Genomic DNA, 21150 nt, shown 5'->3' on the forward strand with positions numbered 1-21150 from the left:
CTCGGTCCCGGCTCAGGCCTTGGGGATGTCGAAGAGGTTGGCGATGTTGGCCGCCAGCGGCAGGTCGCCCTTGGCCTTGAGCTTGCCGGTCATGAACATCGTCACCGGGTTGGCGCCGCCCGACACGATCTTGAGGAATTCGACGGGTCCCATGGTGAGCGACAGCCTCGGGTCCCGGCTCGGGGTCCCGGTGACCTGGCAGGTCCCGTCCTCGATGACCACCTCGTAGGTGTTCGAGTTGCCGTCCGGCCCGCCGGTGATGGTCCAGTGGATGACCGCGTTGGTGGAGCCGGCCCGGTCGGCCCGGAACAGGGCCGGCATCCGGGAGAAGACCGCGTCGAGGATGGTGCCGCGCAGGTCGCCCTGCATCACCTCGGCGAGTTTGGCGTCCGGGGTGGACTTGACGAGCTTGGCGAACTGCTGGGGCTCGACCGAGGCGAAGGTCGCCGGATCGAAGTCGCTCATGGGGGTTGACCTTCCGGGCAGGATCATTGGTTACTGTTGCGTAACCTTACGCATGGGTAGGTAAGCTCGCAAGGGTGTCGTCCACACCCGCCTTCAAGCGGCTGCCCCGGGCCGTACGCGAGCAGCAGATGCTCGACGCGGCGGTCCGGGTCTTCTCCCGGCGCGGCTTCCACGCGGCGAGCATGGACGAGATCGCCGACGAGGCCGGGATCTCCAAACCCATGGTGTACGCCTACCTGGGTCCCAAGGAGGAACTGTTCACGGCGTGCCTGCACCGGGAGGGGACCCGGCTGATGGAGGCGATCATCGCCGCCGTCGGATCGGCCCCGGACGCTGCCGGCGCCGGTGCTGCCGACCGTACCTTCGACCAGCGGCTGTGGTGCGGGCTCCGGGCCTTCTTCCGGTTCGTCGGGGCCAACCGGGACGCCTGGTCCGTGCTCTACCGACAGGCCCGGGGTGAGCGGCCGTTCGCCGGAGTACTGGCGACGATGCGGGCCCGGATCATCGAGGTCGTCGCCGGCATGCTCGACCGGGGCCTGGCCGCGGACGACCGCCGGGTCGACGCGTCCGAACTGGACATCATGGCGTACGCGCTGGTCGGGGCGAGCGAGTCGGTGGCGGACTGGCTGGCCGACCACCCGGATGCCGACCCGGACGTGATGGCGACCCGGATGATGAACGTCGCCTGGACCGGTGGTGGTGGCCTGCTGGCCGGCGACCGCTGGCGCCCGCCCCGGACGGGGTGACCCGGCCCGCGCGGGTCAGGCGAGAAAGTATCCGGCCGGGCGGCGACGAAGGCCATCGTTCCGGGCGGCGACGACCACCGTGGTGGGTGAAGTGGTCCCGCGTGTCTCCGGACGAGGGGGCCGTTGTTGTCGGCGCGAATCCGTTCTGGTCCACCCTGGCCGGTTGACGAGTCGACGTCAGGGTGTCAGTCTTATCTGACAGGGGGGTGTCAGTTGAGACTGACACCCGGAAGGAGTTGGTGGCATGGCAGAGGTGCTCTCCTCCGGCGAGGAACTGCTGCGGGTGCTCACCGCACTGGCGAGCCCGCACCGGCTGCGGATCATCGCCGCCCTCAGCGAGGGGCGCACGTACGTCAGCCAGCTGGCCCGCCAGCTTCGGATGAACCGGCCGTTGCTCTACATGCACCTGCAGCGGCTGGAGGCCGCAGGCCTGGTGGTCGGCACGCTGGAGACCGCCCAGGACGGCAGTTCGGTGAAGTACTTCGAGGTCGTTCCGTTCGCGCTCGGGCTCACCCCGGAGGCGATCCGGACGGCGGCCCGAACCCTGGACCTGGACGGCACGGGAAAGGACGAGAGCTAAGTGAGCAGAACATCCGGCACCGCCATCAACGTCGGGCAGAGCATGCCGTTGGCACAGTCCGACATCGCCCAGACCTCGACCATCGCCTCGACGGTGCTGGTGGTCGCACTGGTCGCCATCGTCGCGGTCGTTGTCCTCGGCTTCTACCGGGCCCGACGCGCCTCGGACGGCAACGAGCGCTACCAGGCGCTGGTCGAGCGGACCACGGAAACCGAGGCCCGGCTCGCCGACGTCGCCGAGGCGACCCTGACCGAAGTGAAGGGGCTGCGTACCGACCTGCGGGCGGCCCGGGAGGAACTGGCAGAGGTCAAGCAGCGCCTCGCCAGCCTGGAGCAGCTGCTGAGCCAGATCGGCTGACGGACCGAACCAGGTCCGGCTGACGGACCGAAGAACCAGATCAGCTGAGGACCGAGCCCGGTCAGCACGGGCGCGGCCGGGCTGACGCGACCGAGGGGGAATCGTGCGGGGCTTACACATGTCACGGAGGACACCGGGGCCATCCGGGATCTGGGGAACGGGCGTCCGACCCGCCCTGGCGGTCCTGATCCTGGTGTTGCTGGTGGGCGTACCGGCCGCCGGGCCGGCATCCGCCAACCCGACCGCCGCCGGGCCGGCGGCCGGCGAACCGGGTGCGGGCGCGCCGTACCGGGGTGACCCCGACGCCGGCCGGATCGCCGAGGCGACGGCATACCTGCGCCGGCACATGGCGGACACCCGTACGCCGGGACTGGCGTACGCGATCGTGCATCGTGACCGGGTTGTCGCGCAGGGCGCCTGGGGCGTCGACGGGGCGGGGCATCCGGTCACCGTCGACACGCCGTTCCTGCTCGGCTCGCTGAGCAAGTCGTTCACCGCGCTGGCGGTGATGCAGCTCGTCGAGGCCGGTCGGGTCGACCTCGACAGCCCGGCCCGCCGGTACGTCCCCTGGCTCCGGCTGGCCGACGAGGGCGTCGCGGCCCGGATCACCGTACGGCAGCTCCTGACCCACACCACCGGCCTGCCGCAGATCATGGGCGGCGGACTCGCCGACCGGTACGACAACGCCCCCGGCGGGCTGACCCGGCTGGTCCGTGATCTCGCGTCGCTCCGGTCGACCATGCCGCCCGGCGGGAGGTACCAGTACAGCAACGCCAACTACGCGATCGCCGGGGTGCTCGTCGAGGAGGTGACCGGGCAGCCGTACGGCAGCTATCTGCGCCAGCACGTGCTCGACCCGCTCGGCATGACCCGGTCCGCCGCCACCGCGGCCGAGGCGAGGGCGGTCGACCTACCGGCCGGGCACCGCTACCACTTCGGCCATCCGCGACGCGTCGGATCGCCGTACGACACCTCCGGTGTGCCGTACGGCTACCTGGCGGTGAGCCTCACCGATGTGACGCACTACGCGATCGCCCAACTGAACGACGGCCGGTACGGCGAGCACCGTGTCCTCTCCGCCCAGGGGGTCGCCCAGCTGCACACCGGGCGAGTCGGCACCGGCGGCGACGGGAAGTACGGGTTGGGTTGGCGGGAGCACACCTTCGACGATGCCGGTGGCCGGATTGTCTGGCACGCCGGCGCGACTCCGGAGTTCTTCTCCCACCTGGTGCTCGTACCGGGATCGGAGCTGGCGGTGATGGTGCTGTCCAACGCCTACAGCCTGGGCATGGACGGACCACTGGCCTCGGCGGCGTTCAACGTCGCGCGGATCCTGCACGGGAATGCGCCGGTGACGACGCCGGCGGACCCGCTCCTCGGCGGAACGCTCGTCGGGTTGCTCGTGGTTGTCGGACTGTTGCTGGGGTTGCTGGTCTGGTCGATGGTCCGGCTGGTCCGGCGCCGTGGCGGGACGTGGTCCACCCGTCGGGTCGTTGTCGTCACCACGGGCTGGGTCGTCGGTTGTGTAGCACTGGGGGTCGGCGCGCTCTGGGGGCTGCCGGCGGCGTTCGACGGTGCCACCCTGGCCGTGGCCCTGCGGTACACGATGGACATCGGTCACCTGGTGATCGCGGTCGCGGTGCTGGCTGGCCTGCTCGCACTGGCCCGGATCGGGCTCGGGTTGCGGATGCGTGGTTAGGAAGGGGCCCTTCCTGTACCGGAAACGACAGGAAGGGCCTTCCTCGCAGCTGTCAGATGCGGCCGGTGCCCGCGCCGCCGGTGACGATCGACTTCACGTTGGCGGCCGGGTCCAGGCTGTAGCCGTACGGGATGCTGGCGACGCTGCCGCCGGTCTGGCCGCTGCCCGAGTTGACGAAGTGGTTGTTCCGGGCGACCAGTCCGCCGACCGGCGAGCTGCCCTCACCCCGGTGGTACGGGTCCTCGACGTTCTCGAAGTAGTTCCCCTCCACCAGGACGCCCGCGTTGCAGGTCGAGGCGACACCGTAGCCGCCGACGTTGCTGTAGTAGTTGTTGTAGACGTGCACCGGGTTGCCGAACCGGACCCGGGGGTGGCGCTGGTTGGAGCCGTCGAACCAGTTGTGGTGGTACGTCACCCGGAGCCGTCCGACGTCCTCGCTCGAGTTGCTGTCCGAGTGGCCGAGCAGGAACGACTTGTCGTGGCCGAAGACCCGGTTCCAGGAGACGGTGGCGCAGTCCGAGCTGCGCTTGATGTCCACCGCCCCGTCGTTGCCGTTGGTGAAGCCGTTGTGGTCGATCCAGACCCGGGTCGAGTACTGCACGTTGATCGCGTCGTCGTTCCAGTTCCGGAAGTTGATGTTCCGGATGATCACGTTGTTCACGCTGGCGACGTTGAGCCCGCCGCCGGTGATGGTGGCGTTGCCGCCGACGCCGATGATCGTCTTGTTCGCGGCGACCTTCTGCATGCCGCTGATCGAGATGGTGCCGGAGACCCGGATCACCCGGGCGCCACTGGCCTGCATGTTGCTGATCAGGCCGGCGGAGTCGGTGACGGTGACCGCCGAGGCGCTGCCACCGCCGGTGGTGCCGCCGCACTGGGTCGCCCATCCCTGCATGGTGAACGAGGCGGCGGAGGCGGCGGGTACGCCGGCGAGCGAGGTCGCCGCGAGGACGACGGCGGTGGTCGCGGCGAGCAGCGGTACCCGGATGAGCGGCCGGGTGCGCGGTGTCGCGGTGGTGGTGTCGGTGCTGGACACGGGGGAACCTCCGAGTGGAAGTGGTCCACCTCGGCGGCCGGGTCGCGGGTGGGACGCGGTCGCCGCCAGCGGTGGGCGGGCGAGGGTGGCCGGACGGTCCGGACCACACCGGGACGGGATGTCGGAAAGCGCTTTCCCAATACTTCGGAGAGTATCGACGCACTTCGACCCTGTCAACGATGAACCTCGATGTTCGTTGACTTCGCCGCAGTGGTCCGCGCCCGGGCGATCTTCGGCGACTGTTTCCAGCAAAACGAACTTTGCCAGTTGTCTGGGCGGAGCCTGCTGACTAAGGTGATCGGCATACACAGGTTTCACTGCGATCAGGTGGCTGCGGGTAGCCGGCGGACGGAGCGTGGGCGGGTGGCCGGGCCGCCCGTGCCCCTGGCTCGGCGCCGGGCCATGGCCTCGCCGAAGCCGGTGGCCACCGGAAGGGTTGACATGACATCCACGGCAGGCAACGGGGGGCACGCCGTGCCCGAGAACCCACTCATCCGCAACCCGGTGTTACCGGGCTTCCATCCGGATCCCTGCGTCCTGCGGGTGGGCGCCGACTACTACCTCGCCACCTCGACCTTCGAGTGGTGTCCCGGGGTGCGGCTGCACCACTCCACGGACCTGGTGCACTGGCGCCCGCTCGGGGGCGTTCTCGCCGAGCGCCGGTTGCTCGACCTCACCGGCGCCGCCGACTCGGCCGGCGTCTGGGCCCCCGACCTGTCCTACGTGGACGGCCTGTTCCACGTGGTGTACACCGACGTGTCCAGCTTCGCCGGCGGCTACTGGGACTCGCAGAACTACCTCACCACCGCTGCCGACCTGGCCGGCCCGTGGTCCGACCCGGTGCCGTTGCACGCCCGTGGCTTCGACCCGTCACTCTTCCACGACGAGGACGGCACGAGCTGGCTGCTGACCATGAACACCGACTGGCGGACCGGCCGGAACCGGTTCGCCGGCATCCAGATCCAGCAGTACGACCGGGCGGCCGGCAAGCTGGTCGGCGAGGAGCGACTGATCTTCGAGGGGACCTCGGTCGGCATGACCGAGGCGCCCCGCCTCTACCGCCGGGACGGCTGGTACTACCTGCTCACCGCCGAGGGCGGCACCAGTTGGACCCACCAGGTCACCGTCGCCCGGTCACGGGAGCTGTTCGGCCCCTACGAGGTGGCGCCGGACGGGCCCATGCTCAGCTCCGCCGGCCGGCCGGACCTGGCGCTGCAGAAGGCCGGCCACGGCAGCCTCGTCGACACACCGGACGGGCAGTGGTACCTGGCCCACCTGACGGCGCGGCCGTACTCCCCGCTCGGCCCGTGTGTGCTCGGCCGGGAGACGGCGATCCAGCGGGTGACCTGGAACGACGCCGGATGGCCGCAGGTCGAGGGTGGCGTGCCGGCCGAGGACGTACCCGCGCCCGGGGCGCCGGCGGCGGTGGACCGGTCCGACAGCCGCGTCGACCACGACGACTTCGACGGGGGCCGGCTCGGCCCCGAGTGGTCGACCCTGCGTCGCCCGCCCACACCCGACTGGGTGGATCTTTCCAGCAGGCCGTCCCACCTGCGCATCCACGGTGGCCAGTCGCCGGTCGGACGGCAGCGTCCCAGCCTGGTGGCGCGTCGGGTGACCGCCCGGCACTGCCGGCTGGAGACGACGATGGAGTTCCACCCGCGTACGTTCCGGCAGCTCGCCGGCGTCACCGCGTACTACAACACCCGCAACTGGCACTACGCCTACCTCACCCGGGACGACGACGGCCGGCGGGTGCTCGAACTGATGTCGTTCGACCAGGGCCGGCGGGTCCAGCACGCCGGGTGCCAGGTCGACGTCACCAGGGCGGAGGCGGTGCGGCTGCGGGTCCGGTTCGACGGGCCGGTCGTACGGTTCGGCTACTCGTTGCGCCGGCCGGCCGGGGACGCGCGGGACGGCGACGGTTGGTGCGAGTTTCCCGTCGAACTGGACGCGACGATCCTCTCCGACGAACACGCCGCGGAGGCGGAGGCCGGTGAGCCGACCGCGTGGGGCTTCACCGGGGCCTTCGTCGGCCTGTGGGTGCAGGATCTGGGCGCCGACGGCGGATTCGCCGACTTCGACTCGGCGACCTACGTCGTGGACGAGCCGTGACCCGGCCGGCCGAACGGTCCCCCGGTCCGGGATCACCCCCGGATCGGGGTCACCTCCCCGACCAGGTACGGGCGCCCGCGCCGGGCGTCGTACAGTCCGAAGCCCCAGGCCGGTGTCGCGGTGAACGAGACCGTCCCGGGCAGGGGTAACGGCAGGGTGAAGTCCACGTCCACGACGTACGCGTCAGGGAGCCGGTTCGCCAGCGCGGCCAGGCAGCGGGCCTTGCTCCACATGCCGTGTGCGATGGGGCGGGGGAACCCGAACAACCGGGCCGCCAGCCGCGAGGTGTGGATCGGGTTGTGGTCGCCCGACACCCGCGCGTAGTCGCGGCCGATCCCGGCCCCGACCCGCCACACCGCGGTCGGGGCCGGCGGCGTCGGGCGATCGGCCGGGTCGCGCCGGGCCCGCTCCGCCGCCACCCGCTCCCGGCGCAGGTACGTCGAAACGCCCCGCCAGACCACCTCGGCGCCGACCGACGCGGTGCAGAGTACGTCGAACTGCCGGCCCCGGGAATGCGGTCGCAGGTCGACGGCCCGGACCGACAGGTCGAGTGGCTCGGCGGCGTCGACCGGACGGTGCGTGGTGATCCGGTTCGCCACGTGCACCAAGCCGACCAGCGGAAACGGAAACTCCGGCGCGGTCATCAGTCGCAGCGCCAACGGGAACGCCAGCACGTGCGGATAGGTCGGCGGCAGTACGTCGGCCAGTCGGAACCCGCAGACCCGGTCGTACCCGGCGAGGTGGTCCCGGTCGACGGTGACGCCCCGGACGACCAGTTCGACGTCCGGGAGCCGGTCGGCGCGGCGGGCCGCGCCGAGCCCCGGGGTGAGCCCGATCGCGGCCCGCCGGTACAGCGGTCCGGTGGCCGGCAGCCTCGGGAGTTCCGCCTCGGTACGTTCGTCCGGCTTTCCGGTCATCACGCCCCCAGCAGGCTCTGCCCGCAGACCCGTACGACGTTGCCGGTGACCCCCGCCGAGCCGGGCGAGGCGAACCAGGCGATGGTGTGCGCCACGTCGACCGGGAGCCCGCCCTGCGCCATGCTGTTCATCCGGCGACCGGCCTCCCGCAGCATCATCGGCATCTTCGCGGTCATCCGGGTCTCGATGAAACCGGGCGCGACGGCGTTGACCGTGATGCCGCGGGCGGCGAGCGGACCCGCCATCGAGTGCACCAGTCCGATCACCCCGGCCTTCGAGGTGGCGTAGTTGGTCTGGCCCCGGTTGCCGGCGATCCCGGCGATCGAGGAGACCCCGACCAGCCGGCCACCGGCCGGCAGCAGGTCACGGTCCAGCAGTACGTCGTTGATCCGCTCCTGACCGGAGAGGTTGACCTCCAGTACGGCGTCCCACCACTCGGAGGTCATCCGCCCGAGGGTCCGGTCCCGGGTGATCCCGGCGTTGTGCACCACGACGTCGACCCGGCCGTGCCGGGTCGCCAGGTGGTCGGCGAGCCGGTGCGCCGCCGCCGGGGCGGTCAGGTCGAGCTGCACCGCCGTACCGCCGATCGTGTTGGCGACCTCGGCGAGCGCGTCCCCGGCGGCCGGCACGTCAAGCGCCACCACGTGGGCGCCGTCGCCGGCCAGCACCTGCGCGACCTTCGCGCCGATGCCCCGGGCGGCGCCGGTGACCAGGGCGATCCGGCCGGTCAGCGGCCGTTCCCAGTCGACCTCGGGAATCTCCGCCGGGGTGATCCGGACGACCTGCCCGGAGACGTACGCCGACCGGCCGGAGAGCAGGAACCGCAGGGTCGACCCGACGGCCGGCTCGGCACCGGGGGCGACGTACACCAGTTGGGCGGTGCTGCCCCGGCCGAACTCCTTGCCGATGCTGCGGGTCAGCCCCTCCAGGGCACGCTGTGCGGTCGCCTCCCGAGGGCTGGCGCAGAGTTCCGGCTGGGTACCGAGGACGATCACCCGCCCGGACGGGCGGAGCGACCGGGCCAGCGGATGGAAGAAGTCGAAGAGGGCGCGCAGCCCGGTGGAGTCGGTGATGCCGGTGGCGTCGTAGACCAGGGCGCCGTAGCCCCCCGACGGGGCGGCCGGACCCGCCGGGTCGGGGTCCACCGGGTCGGCGACCTCGACGTCGGCGGCGGTGAGCAGCGCGCCGACCGGGCCGACGAGGCGACCGCCCGGGGCGGCGTCGAGTCGTACCGGGCCGTGGATCAACGGATCTCCGGGTCGGTACCGGCGCAGTCGGGGCGGATCAGGCAGGCCGAGGCGCCTGACCAGCGCCCGGCCGGGTCCGCTGTGGGCGAAGCTCGCGTACCTGTCACTCATGGCCGTAGCCTACTCACGGGTAAGGTTGTGGCAACCCTACGTACCTGGAGGCGAGGCCGTGCAGACCGTCCGTCGTGTCGCGATCCTCGGCGGCAACCGGATCCCGTTCGCCCGATCGAACGGCCGGTACGCGAGGGCGTCCAACCAGGACATGCTCGCCGCCGCACTGAACGGGCTGGTCGCCCGGTTCGGACTCGCCGGCGAACGGCTCGGTGAGGTGGTCGCCGGCGCGGTGCTGAAACACTCCCGGGACTTCAACCTGACCCGGGAGGTGGTGCTCGGTTCCCGCCTCGACCCGCGTACCCCGGCGTACGACCTGCAGCAGGCCTGCGGGACCGGTCTGGAGGCGGCGATCCTGGTCGCCAACAAGATCGCCCTTGGACAGCTCGACGTCGGCGTCGCCGGCGGTGTCGACACCACCTCCGACGCCCCGCTGGCGGTCAACGACGAGCTGCGGCGCGCCCTGCTGGAGATGAATGCCGCCCGCAGCCTCGGCGGGCGGTTGCGTGCCGCCGCCCGGCTGCGGCCGGGCCAGCCGTTCCGGCCGGAGATCCCGCGCAACGCCGAGCCGCGTACCGGGCTCTCGATGGGGGAGCACGCCGCGATCACCGCCCGCCGGTGGAACATCGACCGGCAGGCCCAGGACGAACTGGCGGTCCGCTCCCACCACCGGCTCGCCGCCGCGTACCAGCGCGGCTTCTTCGACGACCTGCTCACGCCGTACCTGGGACTGACCCGGGACCAGAACCTGCGGCCGGACACCGACGTGGAGCAGTTGGCGAGGTTGAAGCCGGTCTTCGGAACCCGCGGGCCGGAGGCGGAGCAGGCGACGATGACCGCCGGCAACTCCTCCCCGCTGACCGACGGGGCGTCCACCGTGCTGCTCGCCTCCGAGGAGTGGGCCGCCGCGCACAACCTGCCGGTGCTCGCCTGGTTCGACGCCTCCGGGAGCGCCGCCGTCGACTTCGTGCACGGTGACGAGGGGCTGCTGATGGCTCCCGCGTACGCCGTACCGCGACTGCTCGCCCGGACCGGCCTGACCTTCGCCGACTTCGACTTCTTCGAGATCCACGAGGCGTTCGCCTCGCAGGTGCTGGCCACCCTCGCCGCCTGGGAGTCGCCGGAGTTCTGCCGGGACCGGCTCGGCCTGGACGCCCCGCTCGGCCCGGTCGACCCGGCGAAACTGAACGTCAACGGTTCGTCGCTGGCCGCCGGGCACCCGTTCGCGGCGACCGGCGGTCGGATCGTGGCGACACTGGCGAAACTGCTCGCCGAACGGGGTTCGGGACGCGGTCTGATCTCGATCTGCGCCGCCGGCGGCCAGGGCGTGGTGGCGATCCTGGAACGCTGACCGGCGGCAGTTCCCGGCCGCCCCGGACGGCGGCTCAGGCGGTCAGCCGGGCGGCCAAGTCCCGAAGGTACGCGTCCGCCTGGTCGCGGTCGTAACCGCGAAGGGCCACCGGGATTTCGGGCAGTGCTTCGGTGATCTCGGCGGCGACCTGCCGGCGGCGGGACTCGTCCCCGCCGGCCAGCGCGGCGTGTCCGCGCTGGATCAGCGTGTCGACGCGTTCGAGGTCGTAGCCGCGCAACGCGACGGTGAAGCTCGGTGCGGCGGACGTCTGCTGCCGCAGGTCGGTGAAGCGGCTCCCGGCGGTTCGGGTCAGTGCCGCCGCCACCTGGTCGGCCGACTGCCGGACTGCGGCGAGGTCGAGCAGGACCAGACAGGGACGGTCCGCGACCGGGTCGTGCTCGGTCGACGGCAACTCGAAGCCGGTCGGGTCGGCCGGCACCAGGAGCAGGCGGGCCCTGCCGGCAGTCGCGGCGGACGTGGCCGGATCGAGGATGACCGCCGCCACCTCGTCCCAGGCGACGAGCCGGTTGATGCCCCTGAGCCGCAGGGCCAGCCCGTCGTCGCCGATCCAGATTTCGAACGTCCGGTGTGTACCGACCAGGAGGCCGCCGAGCAGCAGCCCGAGTACGGCGGTGACGAGCAGGCCGTTTGCTCCGTTCGCCAGTGCGACGACCAGGCCCGGCACGCTCGCCGCGAGGACGAGCAGGCCGAGTACGAGCGACGAGCGCCTCGGGGTCAGGGACATGTGGAAGCTCCTCACGTCGGGATGCCCCATCCTGCACAAGGCGCACAACCGGATGGTGCCCACGACCAACTCCCAACAGATGTTTGGTAGTGAGGCACCCGTCCCGTAAACTCCCCAACATGTCTTTGGGAGTTGGTGGCGGAGCCACCCCCGACACCGGGCCCGACCCGACCGCCCGGTTACGTGCGCTGGCCCACCCGGTACGGATGCGGATGCTCTCGCTGCTCACCGCCTCCGCACTGACCGCCGCCGAACTGGCCCGCGAGCTCGACCTCACCCACGCCAACGCCAGCTACCACCTTCGGCACCTGCTCGCCGCCGGGGTGATCGAGGTCGCCGGCGAGGAACGCATCCGGGGCGGAGTCGCCAAGCGCTACCGGTACGACGCGGACGCCGACCACGACCGGCAGCCGCCGACCGTGCCGGAGGGCGCCGAGCCCACCCCGGAACACCGGCTCGTCTACGCCGCCCTCGCCGCCGAACTGCGCCGCCGTTCCGCCGAACTGCGTCGCGGCCCCGACAACTTCCTCACCGACGCCGAGTTCTGGGTCGACCCCGAGACCTGGCAGGAGATCCGGGGCCTGATCGCCGAGGCGTCCGCCCGGCTGCACCGGGCCGCCAAACCGGTGCGTACCCCGGGAACCGTCCGGGTCAGCGCCACCGTCGCCCTGTTCCGGATGGAGGACTGACCATGCTCACCGCCGCCCTGGCGCCGCTGCGGCACCGACCCTTCCGGCACCTGGCAGTCGGCCGGGCCGCCACCATGCTCGGCAACGCGGTCGCGCCGATCGCCCTCGGCTTCGCCGTACTCGATCTGACCGGATCGGTCCGCGACCTCGGCCTGGTGGTCGGCGCGCGGTCGCTGACCAACGTGTTGTTCCTGCTCTTCGGCGGGGTGCTGGCCGACCGGCTGCCCCGGCAGGCGGTGATGGTGGCCTCCCTCTCGGCCGCCGCGCTGACCCAGGGGGCGGTCGCCGCCCTGGTCCTGACCGACACCGCGACGATTTCGCTGCTGGTCGTGCTGGGCGCGGTCAACGGGGTGCTGAGCGGTCTGGCCTGGCCGGCCGCTGCCGCGCTGGTGCCGCAGACCGTGCCGGCGGAGCTGCTGCAGTCGGCGAACGCGGTCAACCGCCTCGGCATCAACGCGGCGATGATCGGTGGGGCCTCCCTCGGTGGCCTACTGGTGGCCGGCGCCGGCCCCGGCTGGGGACTGCTGGTCGACGCGCTGACGTTCGCGCTGGCCGCGGTCGCCTTCTCCCGGATCCGGGTGGCCGCGGTCGCCCGACCCGCGACGAACCGGCCGCATCCCCTCCGCGACCTGCGCGAGGGCTGGGGCGAGTTCGTCGCCCGGTCCTGGGTCTGGGTGGTGGTGCTCGGCTTTCTGCTGATCAACTTCGCCTACGCCAGCTCGGTCAACGTGCTCGGCCCGAGGATCGCGGACGAGACCATCGGCCGGTTCGCCTGGGGACTGGTGCTCGCCGCGCAGACCGCCGGCATGGTGGCCGGCGCCGCGCTCGCGCTCCGGATCCGGGTACGCCGATTCCTCCTGCTCGGCGTGCTCTGCATGGGCGTGGACGCGGTGCTGCTGGTGACACTCGCCTGGACCTCGTCGGTCTGGCTGCTGATCGGCACCGCGTTTGTCGCCGGCGTGGCGGTGGAGCAGTTCAGCATCGCCTGGGAGACCTCGATGCAGCGGCACATCCCCGCCGACCGGCTCGCCCGGGTCTACTCGTACGACGCCCTCGGCTCGTTCCTGGCCATCCCACTCGGGCAGATCGCGATCGGCCCGGTGGCCGAGGGGCTCGGCACCGGGCGGACGCTGCTGATCGCCGCGGGAATCGTGCTGGTCGCGGTGCTCGGCATGCTGGCCGACCCCGGCGTACGACGCCTCGACTCCAGCCCGTCCGCCACCGTGCCCGAAGAGCGCGGTGCCACCGTGCCGGACGGGCCACCGGACCCGGGCACGTCGGTCTTGTCGTCGGTGGACACCGCACCTGCCCGTTAGGCGGGCCTCGGTCCGACGTCGCCCGACCGGGGTACTGGATCGTGCGCACCACGATGGACCGTGGCGACGGGCGCTGACCAGCCGGCCCGTCGGTTGACATCTGCCGGTAGGGTCGCGCTGATCATCGGACCGAGCATCGGGGACGTGCGCGATGAGCTACTCAGGCCAGCCCACCTCCGGGTCGCCCTTCCCTCCACCGGCCGTACCGCCGGCACCGGCACCGGCCACGTGGCCTCGACCGCCGACGACGCTGCCGTCGGCCCAGCCGTCAGCGGCTGGCTCGGTGGGGCGGGTGCTGCTCGGGTTGGCGCTGGTGGTCCCGGCTCTGCTCGGCCTGGTCTGGTCCTACCTCGTCCCCACGGTCTCCACGGTGCTGGCCAGCTTCCGGCACGAGGACCTGGGCAAGCCGCCGACCTCGGCCGGCACCGAGAACTACCAGACGATCGTCGCCGACGGGGTGTGGGGGCAGCTCGGTTCCGTGCTCCTGCTCGGCCTGCTGCCGTTGGCGTACGCCCTGGTCGTCGCGCCGCTGCTGGCGGTCGTCGCGGACCGGGCCGGTCGGGCGGCCCGACTGGTGACCCGGATCGTGCTCGCCCTGCCGATCGCCGGGTACGCCCCGGCCGCGCTCGCCCTCGGCTGGCGGCTGCACCGGGTCGAGCCGGGTGACCGGCTGGGCCTGGGCGACGTGCTCTGGGCGCTCGCGGCAACCTCGTTCGGCCTGGTCGTCGCGCTCGCCGCGACGGCGTTCCTGAGCGCATTACGCAAACGGTCCTCCGACCGTCGGTCACCGGCCGCCCTGCTGACCGTGGGCGGGGTGGTCGGCCTGGGCGTGCTCGCCCTGACCCTGCAGACGTACACGATGCCGGCGTTGCTCGCCGGGGTGAAGGCGGACGGATCCGCCCTGAGCCCGGTGCTGGAGGTGCTGCAGTCCAGTTTCGTCCGCTTCCAGGTCGGGCCGGGCGCCGCTGTGGCGACACTGCTCCTCGTTCTGCTCGGCCTGCTCGGGCTCCTCGCCACCGGGCTGCTGCTGGCCACCCGTACCCGGATCGAACTCGACGGTTGGCGGGACCGGCGCGATCCGCAGCCCGCCGCCCGGCCGGCAGTGCCGGGCCTGACCGGCGCGCCGACCGCGACCGGCGCTCCGGCCCCGACGGCGGTGCCGGTGGCGCCGACCGGCGGCCGGGGACGCGCGGTGTATCTCGCGTTCCTGGTGGTCGGACTGGTCGCCCTGGTCGGGGTGGTCGGCTGGGCATCCGCGCCCTGGCTGCGGCACCTCGTCGACGACCCTGCCCTGGACACTCTCGGCGGCGGCCGATCGGAGTCGGGGCTCAGCCTGGCACGGATCCTCGCCAACACCTGGCTACCGCCGCTGATCTCGGCGGTCGTCTCGGTCGGGCTCGGGGCGGTCGGCGGCTTCGGCATCGGCGCGCTGCGGCCACTCGGCCGCTGGAGCGAACTGCTGCTGGTCCCGTTCGCCCCGTGGCTCTTTGTCGGTGTCGGCCCGCTCTCCGTCGCCACCGCGAACCGGGCCGCCGACGCGGAGCAGGTCAACACGTTCCTCGGGCTGATCCCGCCGGTCTGGCTCTCCATACCGGCGTTGTTCGTCTTCACGCTGCTGTTCCGGGGCCAGCACGCCCGGTGGCGGGCCGGCGGGGGATTCATCCGCACGCTGCTGCTCCCGGCACTGCCGATGCTGCCCGTGGTCCTGCTGCTGACCTGGCTGTTCAACGCGCAGCAGCCGTTCTGGGCGCGACTGATGGCGGTCGACCCGGAGCTGATGTCGGCGCCGGTTGTCGCCGAGCTGGTGATGTGGCAGCGCAGCGGCCCGAACGGCGGCATCCTGAGTCTGGTCCTGCCGCTGCCGATACTGCTGATCTTCCTTCTGGCGTTCGTCGCGCTCCAGGTCGGTTACCTGGACCGGCTCGCCATCCGGGTGGGCCGGACGACACCCAACCCGGCAGCCGGCCCGGCCGGGGCGCCGACCGTACCGGCCGCACCGGTGGCGCCGTACCCGCCGTCAGCGCCGCCGCAGGCGTACCAGCCCCCGGTCCCACCGCAGCGCGGCTAGGGCGCGCGGTACCCCGGCCCGGGTCGGGACGGCGTGCCGTCGACCGGTCACGGCTGTTCGGCGCTGATCGCCAGGGTGCCGAGCAGCCAGGCGTCCCGCCCGGTCCGGGCGGTGAGCTGGACCGGCCCGTCGTCGGGCAGCCGGGTACGGAGGACCCGGGCATCCGTACCGAAGGTGTTCCAGCCGGCGGTCGTGCCGTCGGTACGGCTGGCGGCGGCGTTGCTCGGGTTGCCCCGGTCGACCGGGGAACCGGCCAGGTCGAGGCGGTCACCGGTGGTCGCCCGGTCGGTCTCCCAGCCGACGAACCCGATCTGGGCCGCCGCGCCCGCCGCCCCGGGCAGCGGGGTGGAGACCGAGGCGCCGGGACGGAGGGCGAGCGCGCCGTTGAGCACCGCGACACTGCGCGGCGGACCGCCGTCGGTGACGACGGCGAGCAGGCTCCAGCCGCCGAACGCGCCGACCCCGGCGCTGAACGCGCGCCGGTCGACTCCCACCCACCAGGTGCCGGAGCGGGCGAGCCGGGTGACGTCGACGTACGCCTGGTAGCCGTGCCGCCCCTCCAGCCGGGCCGGGAAGGTGTCGACCCGGTCGGCGCGCAGCGGGGTGTACCGGCCACTGCCGGGCGCGCGGAGGTACGCGGTCGGGGTACGCGGCGGACGGCCGGTACCGGCCCAGTAGAGGCCGGCCCAGAGCACCCGCCCGGTGAGGCGTACCGAGGCGCCGCTGACCATGCCGCCGCGCGGTGCGCCGGCCGGGGCGTCGGGTGCCGCGTACCGGGCCATCAGGTAGTCGCCGTTGTCCACCCGGCCGAGGGCGGGGCGGCCGGCCCGCGCCGCACGACAGGTGAGGTCGAGGTCGAGGCAGGAGAGCAGGGCGTTGCCGGCGGCGGTGAGCCGGGCCGGCACCGTGCCGGCGTACACCGTCGCGAGGCCGGTGTCGGCGACGTCGAGCCGGAGGGTGGCGGTGCGGCGGGGCGTACCGGGGGTGTCGAGGCTGAGCCGCACGGTGCCGCCCCGGGCGGTTCCGGCGACGGTGACCGGCAGGTACGCGGTACTCGTCGAGGCCGCCGCCAACGGTCCCCGCCGGCAGGTACCGGGGCTGCCGGCGGCGCAGGTCCAGCCGTCGCCGGCCGACCCGGTCCGGAGTCGGATGCCGTTCGGCAGGGTGATCCGGGCGGACAGCGGACCGGTCCGGTCGGCCGGGCCGGCCCGGTACGTGCCGGGCAGCCGCCCTCCGCCGGCGCCAGCGGAGGACCGGACCGGGTTGGTCACCGTCATCAGCAGCACCGTGGAGCGGCCCCGGACCAGCGTGCCGACCGGCGCGAGTGTCACGGACAGCGGGCCGGCGGAGCCCGGCGCGGTGGTGCCCGGTCCGGTCGCGCCGGGTGATTCGGCGGTACCGGGCCGGTCGGCCGCGCCGGACGGTTGACCGGCGGTCGGGCCGGGGTCGTCGGGCGTCCCGGCGGCCGGGTCGGGGGTGGGGGTACCGCCCCGGTCCGGGTCGGGGGTCGGCGTGGGTGACTCCTCCGGTGTTGCCGGACCCGCCGGGGGCGGCGCCGCCCGTCCCGGACCGGCGGTTGGTTCCGACCCGCCGCCGAGCGCGAGCGCGACCGTCACCAGCAGGACCAGTACGGCGCCGGCGGCGGCGAGCCGGGTGGCCGGGTTGCGGAGGTGTCGCCGGAGCCGGGCCCGGCCACGCCCCGGCGTGCCGCGGTCGGCCGGGTTCCCACCGTCCCCGCCGACAGCGTCCCGGCCTCCACCACTGCCCCCGGTGCTGTTCCCGCCTGCGCCGCTGCCTGTTCCGCCGTCCGCACCCGTGCCGCCGCTTCCGGTGGTGGCACCGGCGGTGGCGTAGCCGACCGCTGCGGCACCGACCAGGGCCGGGACCAGGATGGCGCCGAGACCGGAGTTGACGTCGCCGAGTTCGACGAAGAGCAGTCGACAGGACCGGCAGCCGGAGAGGTGGTCCTCGACCTCGGTGCGGTCCCGGGCGGCCAACCTGTCCCGGACGTATGCGCCGAGCCGGTCGGCGGTCCACCGGCACGCCGCCTCGGTCCGGGTGGCGGCGTGCTCCCGCAGGTAGTTCTGGCGAAGACGCTCCCGGGCGCGGTAGGCGAGTGCGGAGACCGTGTTGGGGCGTACCCCGAGCAGGCGGGCGACCGTGGCCGGGGTGTCCCCCTCCACCTCGGTGTGCCACAGCACCAGGCGCCACCGCTCGGGGAGCGCGGCGAAGGCCCGGGCGACCATGCCGTGCTCCAGGCCGCGTACCGCGGGATCGACGAACGGCTCGCCCGGGTCGTGGTGGGAGAGGTCGTCGACGAGGTCGAGCCGGCGGGACCGCCGGGTCTCGTCGTGGAAGACGTTGCGCAGGGTGGTGAGGAGGTAGGTGCGGAAGGCCGCCCTCGGTCCGGCGCCGGCGCGGAGCGCGGCGAGGACCCGGGCGAACGCCTCCGCCACCAGCTCGTCCACGTCGGACGGACGGGGGTCCAGGGTGCGGGCCAGCCGCCGGGCCGCCGTCGCGTGCCGCTGGTAGAGCACGGCGTACGCGGTGGTGTCGCCGTCGCGTACGGCGCGCAGCAGCTGCAGGTCGCTCCGGTCGTCGGAAGTCGGGGTGCCGGTGGTGTCCGCCATGTCCTGCCAGGTCGGTGGAGTGGACGGTCCGGTGTGGACCGGATCAGGCGCTCGCGGTGCGGCCGCCGTACGGCGGACGAGAGACAAACTACCAAGGGCAACCCGTTGGCGGCAGAAGGTGAGGTGAATTCCCCGCATCCCTCGTCATGATCGGCCTCCGGCGCCGTCTAGCCGAGAGTGAACCGCTGTGACGGATGGAGCAGTGACGCCGGATGAACGACGAACGTCCACTCAGCCCGGCGGCCGCGGAGCGCCGAGCCCGTGCCGCCCGCCGTTTCCGGACCGAGGCCGTGGCGCTGCGCGAGGCGTGGCGCGAGTCGGTGCTACGCCGGCGGCCGGCCTGGAGCGGAGGCTGGTGGACGCCGGCGGTCGAGAGCCTGACCAGGGCGATCGTCGAGACGCGCGACCCGCAACCCGCCTGTGCCCGGCTGGGCCGGGCCAGGGCCGCCGCCGGGGTGGGCATCGACGACACGGTGGCCGACCTCAGCACGCTGTACCGCAAACTGCCGGAGGGCGAACCACCCGACCACCTGCTGGAGGTGCTGGTCGAGGCGTGGACCGAGGTGACCCTGGTTCCGGAACACACCGCGCGCTGCGTCGGGTCGCTGCACCGGCTCCGGGACGTGGACGAACTCCGGGCGGTGCTCACGGAGATCGGTCGACACGCCCGACGGGTCGGCATCCCGCTCGGCAACCGGCACGTGCTGCTGGTCGCCGACCTCACCACTGTGCTCGGGCAGCCGGTGCTCGGCGTGGAGCTGGCGACCCGGTTCCGGGCGGCCTTCCCCGGCGGCGAGCCGATCATCCGGCTCTGGCCCGGCGGTTATGTGGTCCTCACCGACACCTCGGTGGCGCCGGCCCGGCGTACCGCGTCGCTGCGGCGGGGGCTGGCCGAGATCGGGCTCGCCAGCGCGCCGCTCTGGTACGAGGACTTTCCCGACGACGTGCCGGCCGCCCAGGCCCTCTACCAACAGCTCACCCGACCCTGAACCACCCGTACGGGACGGTTCCGGGCGCGTTCGCCCGGCGGTGTTGCGGACCCCTGCCCGGCCGGTGCGGCCGCCCCGGGCGGGATGGTCGAGAATGGCGAGGTGAGCAGCATTCCCAACGTCCTCGCCAACCGGTACGCCTCGGCCGAACTGGTCGCCCTCTGGTCACCGGAGGAGAAGATCCGGCTCGAACGGCGGCTCTGGCTCGCCGTACTCCGGGCCCAGCGTGATCTCGGCGTGCCGGTGCCGGACGACGTGGTCGAGGCGTACGAGCGGGTGCTGGACCAGGTCGACCTGGCCTCGATCGCGGCCCGGGAGCGGGTCACCCGGCACGACGTGAAGGCCCGGATCGAGGAGTTCGGCGCGCTCGCCGGGCACGAACACGTGCACAAGGGCATGACCTCCCGGGACCTGACCGAGAACGTCGAGCAGTTGCAGGTCCGGCGCTCGCTGGAGCTGGTCCGGGACCGGGTGGTCGCCACCCTGGCCCGGCTGGCCCGGCTGGCCGTCGAGCACTCCGAGCTGGTTTTGACCGGACGCTCGCACAACGTCGCGGCCCAGGCCACCACGCTCGGCAAGCGGTTCGCCAGCGCCGCCGAGGAACTGCTGATCGGGTACGAGCGGCTGACCGACCTGATCGGGCGGTATCCGCTGCGCGGCATCAAGGGGCCGGTCGGCACCGCCGCCGACCAGCTCGACCTCTTCGACGGGGACGCGGAGAAGGTCGCCGAACTGGAGCGGCGGGTCGCCGCGCACCTCGGCTTCGCCCGGGTGCTGGACAGCGTCGGCCAGGTCTACCCGCGCTCGATCGACTTCGACGTGGTCTCCGCGCTGGCCCAGACCGCGGCGGCACCGAGCAGCCTGGCCACCACGATCCGGCTGATGGTCGGCCAGGAACTGGCCACCGAGGGCTTCAAGCCCGGCCAGGTCGGCTCCAGCGCGATGCCGCACAAGATGAACACCCGGTCCAGCGAGCGGGTCAACGGCTTCGCGGTGATCATCCGCGGTTACCTGTCGATGGTCGGCGAGCTGGCCGGCGACCAGTGGAACGAGGGTGACGTCTCCTGCTCGGTGGTCCGCCGGGTGGCGCTGCCGGACGCCTTCTTCGCCGCCGACGGGCTGTTCCAGACCTTCCTCACCGTGCTGGACGAGTTCGGCGCGTACCCGGCGGTGATCAACCGGGAACTGGACCGCTACCTGCCGTTCCTCGCCACCACCAAGATCCTGGTGGCGGCGGTGCGCCGGGGCGTCGGCCGGGAGACCGCGCACGAGGTGATCAAGGAGCACGCGGTCGCCGTGGCGCTGGCGATGCGAGAGAAGGGGATCGCCGAGAACGACCTCTTCGACCGGCTCGCCGCCGACGGCCGGCTCGGGCTGACCCGGGCCGAGATCGACGAGCTGGTCGCCGACCGGGCCAATTTCACCGGCGCCGCCACCGCCCAGGTCCGGGCGGTCGCCGACCGGGTCGCGGCGGTGGTCGCCGCCCACCCCGAGGCCGCCGCGTACAGCCCGGCGCCGATCCTCTGACCCGCCCCGACACCCGGCGAACCGCCGTCGGGCGTCGACGCGTCCCGGCCGGGTGGCAGCGGATCAGGCGGGTTCGGGGAGCCGCGGTTCGGCGACCCGGCGCACCGTCGCGGCCAGCCGCTCGCGTGCCCGGACCTGGGCGGAGATCCGCTCGTCGAGCACGGCAAGGCGGCCACGTGCGACCTGGACGGCCCGGTCGACACACTCCGGGGTCGGCGCCACCTCGTCGAGCGTGGGCAGAGCCGGCGACGCCCCGCCGGGGAGATCCGGGCCAGACGTCGGCCCGGCGGCCACGTCGGGATCCGACGCGGACGTGGCCGCCAGGTCGTGGTCCAGACAGCTCTGGAAGGTACGGATGTCGTCGAGCGTGAAACCGGCGGCGACCAGGTGGCGGATGTTGCGGACCCGGACGACCGAGATCGTCCCGTAGACCCGGTAGCCGTTCTCCGCCCGCTCGGAGGCGATCAGACCCGCCTGCTCGTAGTGCCGCAGCGCACGCGGCGTCGTGCCGGTGACCCGGGCCAACTCGCCGATCCGCACAGCTTCCACCCCCGGGCCATTC

18 protein-coding genes are annotated in these 21150 nt (G+C 72.9%); 11 read left to right on the forward strand and 7 right to left on the reverse strand.

Translation table 11 applies throughout. The features are described from left to right. Positions 1-12 precede the first annotated feature (12 nt). Entirely contained in the window at positions 13-465 is a 453-nt protein-coding gene (locus ABGB21_RS01750) for an SCP2 sterol-binding domain-containing protein (RefSeq protein ID WP_347654325.1), read from the reverse strand. Positions 466-539: 74 nt separating this feature from the next. On the opposite strand from ABGB21_RS01750, the gene ABGB21_RS01755 reads away from it, so the two are divergent. The 4 genes from ABGB21_RS01755 (at position 540) to ABGB21_RS01770 (ending at position 3847) form a co-directional block, all read left to right on the forward strand. Next, positions 540-1211 (forward strand): TetR/AcrR family transcriptional regulator, encoded by a 672-nt coding sequence (locus ABGB21_RS01755; protein ID WP_347654326.1) that lies wholly within the window; start codon positions 540-542, stop codon positions 1209-1211. A gap of 244 nt (positions 1212-1455) precedes the next feature. Next, entirely contained in the window at positions 1456-1791 is a 336-nt protein-coding gene (locus ABGB21_RS01760) for a winged helix-turn-helix domain-containing protein (RefSeq protein ID WP_347654327.1), read from the forward strand. Next, positions 1792-2148 (forward strand): hypothetical protein, encoded by a 357-nt coding sequence (locus ABGB21_RS01765; protein ID WP_347654328.1) that lies wholly within the window; start codon positions 1792-1794, stop codon positions 2146-2148. It begins immediately after the preceding gene. Positions 2149-2266: 118 nt separating this feature from the next. Continuing rightward, a complete protein-coding gene (locus ABGB21_RS01770; RefSeq protein WP_347676093.1) occupies positions 2267-3847 on the forward strand; it encodes a serine hydrolase domain-containing protein in 1581 nt (526 codons plus the stop codon). A gap of 52 nt (positions 3848-3899) precedes the next feature. Here ABGB21_RS01770 and ABGB21_RS01775 read toward each other — a convergent pair whose 3' ends face one another. Next, positions 3900-4883 (reverse strand): pectate lyase, encoded by a 984-nt coding sequence (locus tag ABGB21_RS01775; RefSeq protein ID WP_347676095.1) that lies wholly within the window; start codon positions 4881-4883, stop codon positions 3900-3902. Between the two features lie 441 nt (positions 4884-5324). Here ABGB21_RS01775 and ABGB21_RS01780 point away from each other — a divergent pair, with 441 nt between their 5' ends. After that, positions 5325-6998: a glycoside hydrolase family 43 protein gene (locus tag ABGB21_RS01780; RefSeq protein ID WP_347676097.1), complete on the forward strand. Its 1674-nt coding sequence runs from the start codon at positions 5325-5327 to the stop codon at positions 6996-6998. Between the two features lie 32 nt (positions 6999-7030). Here ABGB21_RS01780 and ABGB21_RS01785 read toward each other — a convergent pair whose 3' ends face one another. Together ABGB21_RS01785 and ABGB21_RS01790 are read right to left on the reverse strand one after the other, a co-directional pair. Next, positions 7031-7915 (reverse strand): MaoC/PaaZ C-terminal domain-containing protein, encoded by an 885-nt coding sequence (locus tag ABGB21_RS01785; protein WP_347676099.1) that lies wholly within the window; start codon positions 7913-7915, stop codon positions 7031-7033. Continuing rightward, positions 7915-9273: a 3-oxoacyl-ACP reductase gene (locus ABGB21_RS01790; protein WP_347654333.1), complete on the reverse strand. Its 1359-nt coding sequence runs from the start codon at positions 9271-9273 to the stop codon at positions 7915-7917. Before ABGB21_RS01790 ends, ABGB21_RS01785 begins: the two co-directional genes overlap by 1 nt. A gap of 58 nt (positions 9274-9331) precedes the next feature. Here ABGB21_RS01790 and ABGB21_RS01795 point away from each other — a divergent pair, with 58 nt between their 5' ends. Further along, the gene (locus ABGB21_RS01795) at positions 9332-10624 is read left to right on the forward strand and encodes an acetyl-CoA C-acetyltransferase (protein WP_347654334.1); all 1293 of its coding nucleotides are present in this window, start codon (positions 9332-9334) and stop codon (positions 10622-10624) included. Between the two features lie 34 nt (positions 10625-10658). On the opposite strand, the gene ABGB21_RS01800 is transcribed toward ABGB21_RS01795, so the two are convergent. Beyond that, positions 10659-11369 (reverse strand): hypothetical protein, encoded by a 711-nt coding sequence (locus ABGB21_RS01800; protein WP_347654335.1) that lies wholly within the window; start codon positions 11367-11369, stop codon positions 10659-10661. A gap of 119 nt (positions 11370-11488) precedes the next feature. On the opposite strand from ABGB21_RS01800, the gene ABGB21_RS01805 reads away from it, so the two are divergent. From ABGB21_RS01805 to ABGB21_RS01815, 3 genes are all read left to right on the forward strand, one after another. Continuing rightward, positions 11489-12058, forward strand: a complete 570-nt coding sequence (locus ABGB21_RS01805; protein WP_347676101.1) for a helix-turn-helix domain-containing protein — start codon at positions 11489-11491, stop codon at positions 12056-12058. Positions 12059-12060: 2 nt separating this feature from the next. After that, positions 12061-13374, forward strand: a complete 1314-nt coding sequence (locus ABGB21_RS01810; protein ID WP_347676103.1) for an MFS transporter — start codon at positions 12061-12063, stop codon at positions 13372-13374. A gap of 292 nt (positions 13375-13666) precedes the next feature. After that, the gene (locus ABGB21_RS01815; RefSeq protein ID WP_347654338.1) at positions 13667-15442 is read left to right on the forward strand and encodes a sugar ABC transporter permease; all 1776 of its coding nucleotides are present in this window, start codon (positions 13667-13669) and stop codon (positions 15440-15442) included. Positions 15443-15489: 47 nt separating this feature from the next. Here the strand turns inward: ABGB21_RS01815 and ABGB21_RS01820 are convergent, their stop codons facing one another. Further along, on the reverse strand, positions 15490-18072 hold the full coding sequence (locus ABGB21_RS01820; RefSeq protein ID WP_347676105.1) for a sigma-70 family RNA polymerase sigma factor: 2583 nt from the start codon (positions 18070-18072) through the stop codon (positions 15490-15492). Positions 18073-18284: 212 nt separating this feature from the next. Here ABGB21_RS01820 and ABGB21_RS01825 point away from each other — a divergent pair, with 212 nt between their 5' ends. Both ABGB21_RS01825 and purB read left to right on the forward strand, forming a co-directional pair. Next, positions 18285-19061, forward strand: a complete 777-nt coding sequence (locus ABGB21_RS01825; RefSeq protein WP_347676107.1) for a hypothetical protein — start codon at positions 18285-18287, stop codon at positions 19059-19061. Between the two features lie 102 nt (positions 19062-19163). After that, positions 19164-20588: an adenylosuccinate lyase gene (purB, locus tag ABGB21_RS01830; protein ID WP_347654341.1), complete on the forward strand. Its 1425-nt coding sequence runs from the start codon at positions 19164-19166 to the stop codon at positions 20586-20588. Positions 20589-20651: 63 nt separating this feature from the next. On the opposite strand, the gene ABGB21_RS01835 is transcribed toward purB, so the two are convergent. Then, positions 20652-21137, reverse strand: coding sequence for a MerR family transcriptional regulator (locus ABGB21_RS01835; RefSeq protein ID WP_347676109.1), 486 nt, complete (start codon positions 21135-21137; stop codon positions 20652-20654). Positions 21138-21150 lie beyond the last annotated feature (13 nt).

Source organism: Plantactinospora sp. B24E8 (genome assembly GCF_039871735.1).
Classification (GTDB): Bacteria; Actinomycetota; Actinomycetes; order Mycobacteriales; family Micromonosporaceae; genus Plantactinospora.

Coding starts and splice junctions, on each gene's coding strand:
- ABGB21_RS01780 (WP_347676097.1), top strand. CDS start 5,325: ATGACATCCACGGCAGGCAACGGGGGGCACGCCGTGCCCGAGAACCCA.
- ABGB21_RS01770 (WP_347676093.1), top strand. CDS start 2,267: ATGTCACGGAGGACACCGGGGCCATCCGGGATCTGGGGAACGGGCGTC.
- ABGB21_RS01760 (WP_347654327.1), top strand. CDS start 1,456: ATGGCAGAGGTGCTCTCCTCCGGCGAGGAACTGCTGCGGGTGCTCACC.
- ABGB21_RS01820 (WP_347676105.1), bottom strand. CDS start 18,072: ATGGCGGACACCACCGGCACCCCGACTTCCGACGACCGGAGCGACCTG.
- ABGB21_RS01805 (WP_347676101.1), top strand. CDS start 11,489: ATGTCTTTGGGAGTTGGTGGCGGAGCCACCCCCGACACCGGGCCCGAC.
- ABGB21_RS01800 (WP_347654335.1), bottom strand. CDS start 11,369: ATGTCCCTGACCCCGAGGCGCTCGTCGCTCGTACTCGGCCTGCTCGTC.
- ABGB21_RS01785 (WP_347676099.1), bottom strand. CDS start 7,915: ATGACCGGAAAGCCGGACGAACGTACCGAGGCGGAACTCCCGAGGCTG.
- ABGB21_RS01750 (WP_347654325.1), bottom strand. CDS start 465: ATGAGCGACTTCGATCCGGCGACCTTCGCCTCGGTCGAGCCCCAGCAG.
- ABGB21_RS01790 (WP_347654333.1), bottom strand. CDS start 9,273: ATGAGTGACAGGTACGCGAGCTTCGCCCACAGCGGACCCGGCCGGGCG.
- ABGB21_RS01825 (WP_347676107.1), top strand. CDS start 18,285: ATGAACGACGAACGTCCACTCAGCCCGGCGGCCGCGGAGCGCCGAGCC.
- ABGB21_RS01810 (WP_347676103.1), top strand. CDS start 12,061: ATGCTCACCGCCGCCCTGGCGCCGCTGCGGCACCGACCCTTCCGGCAC.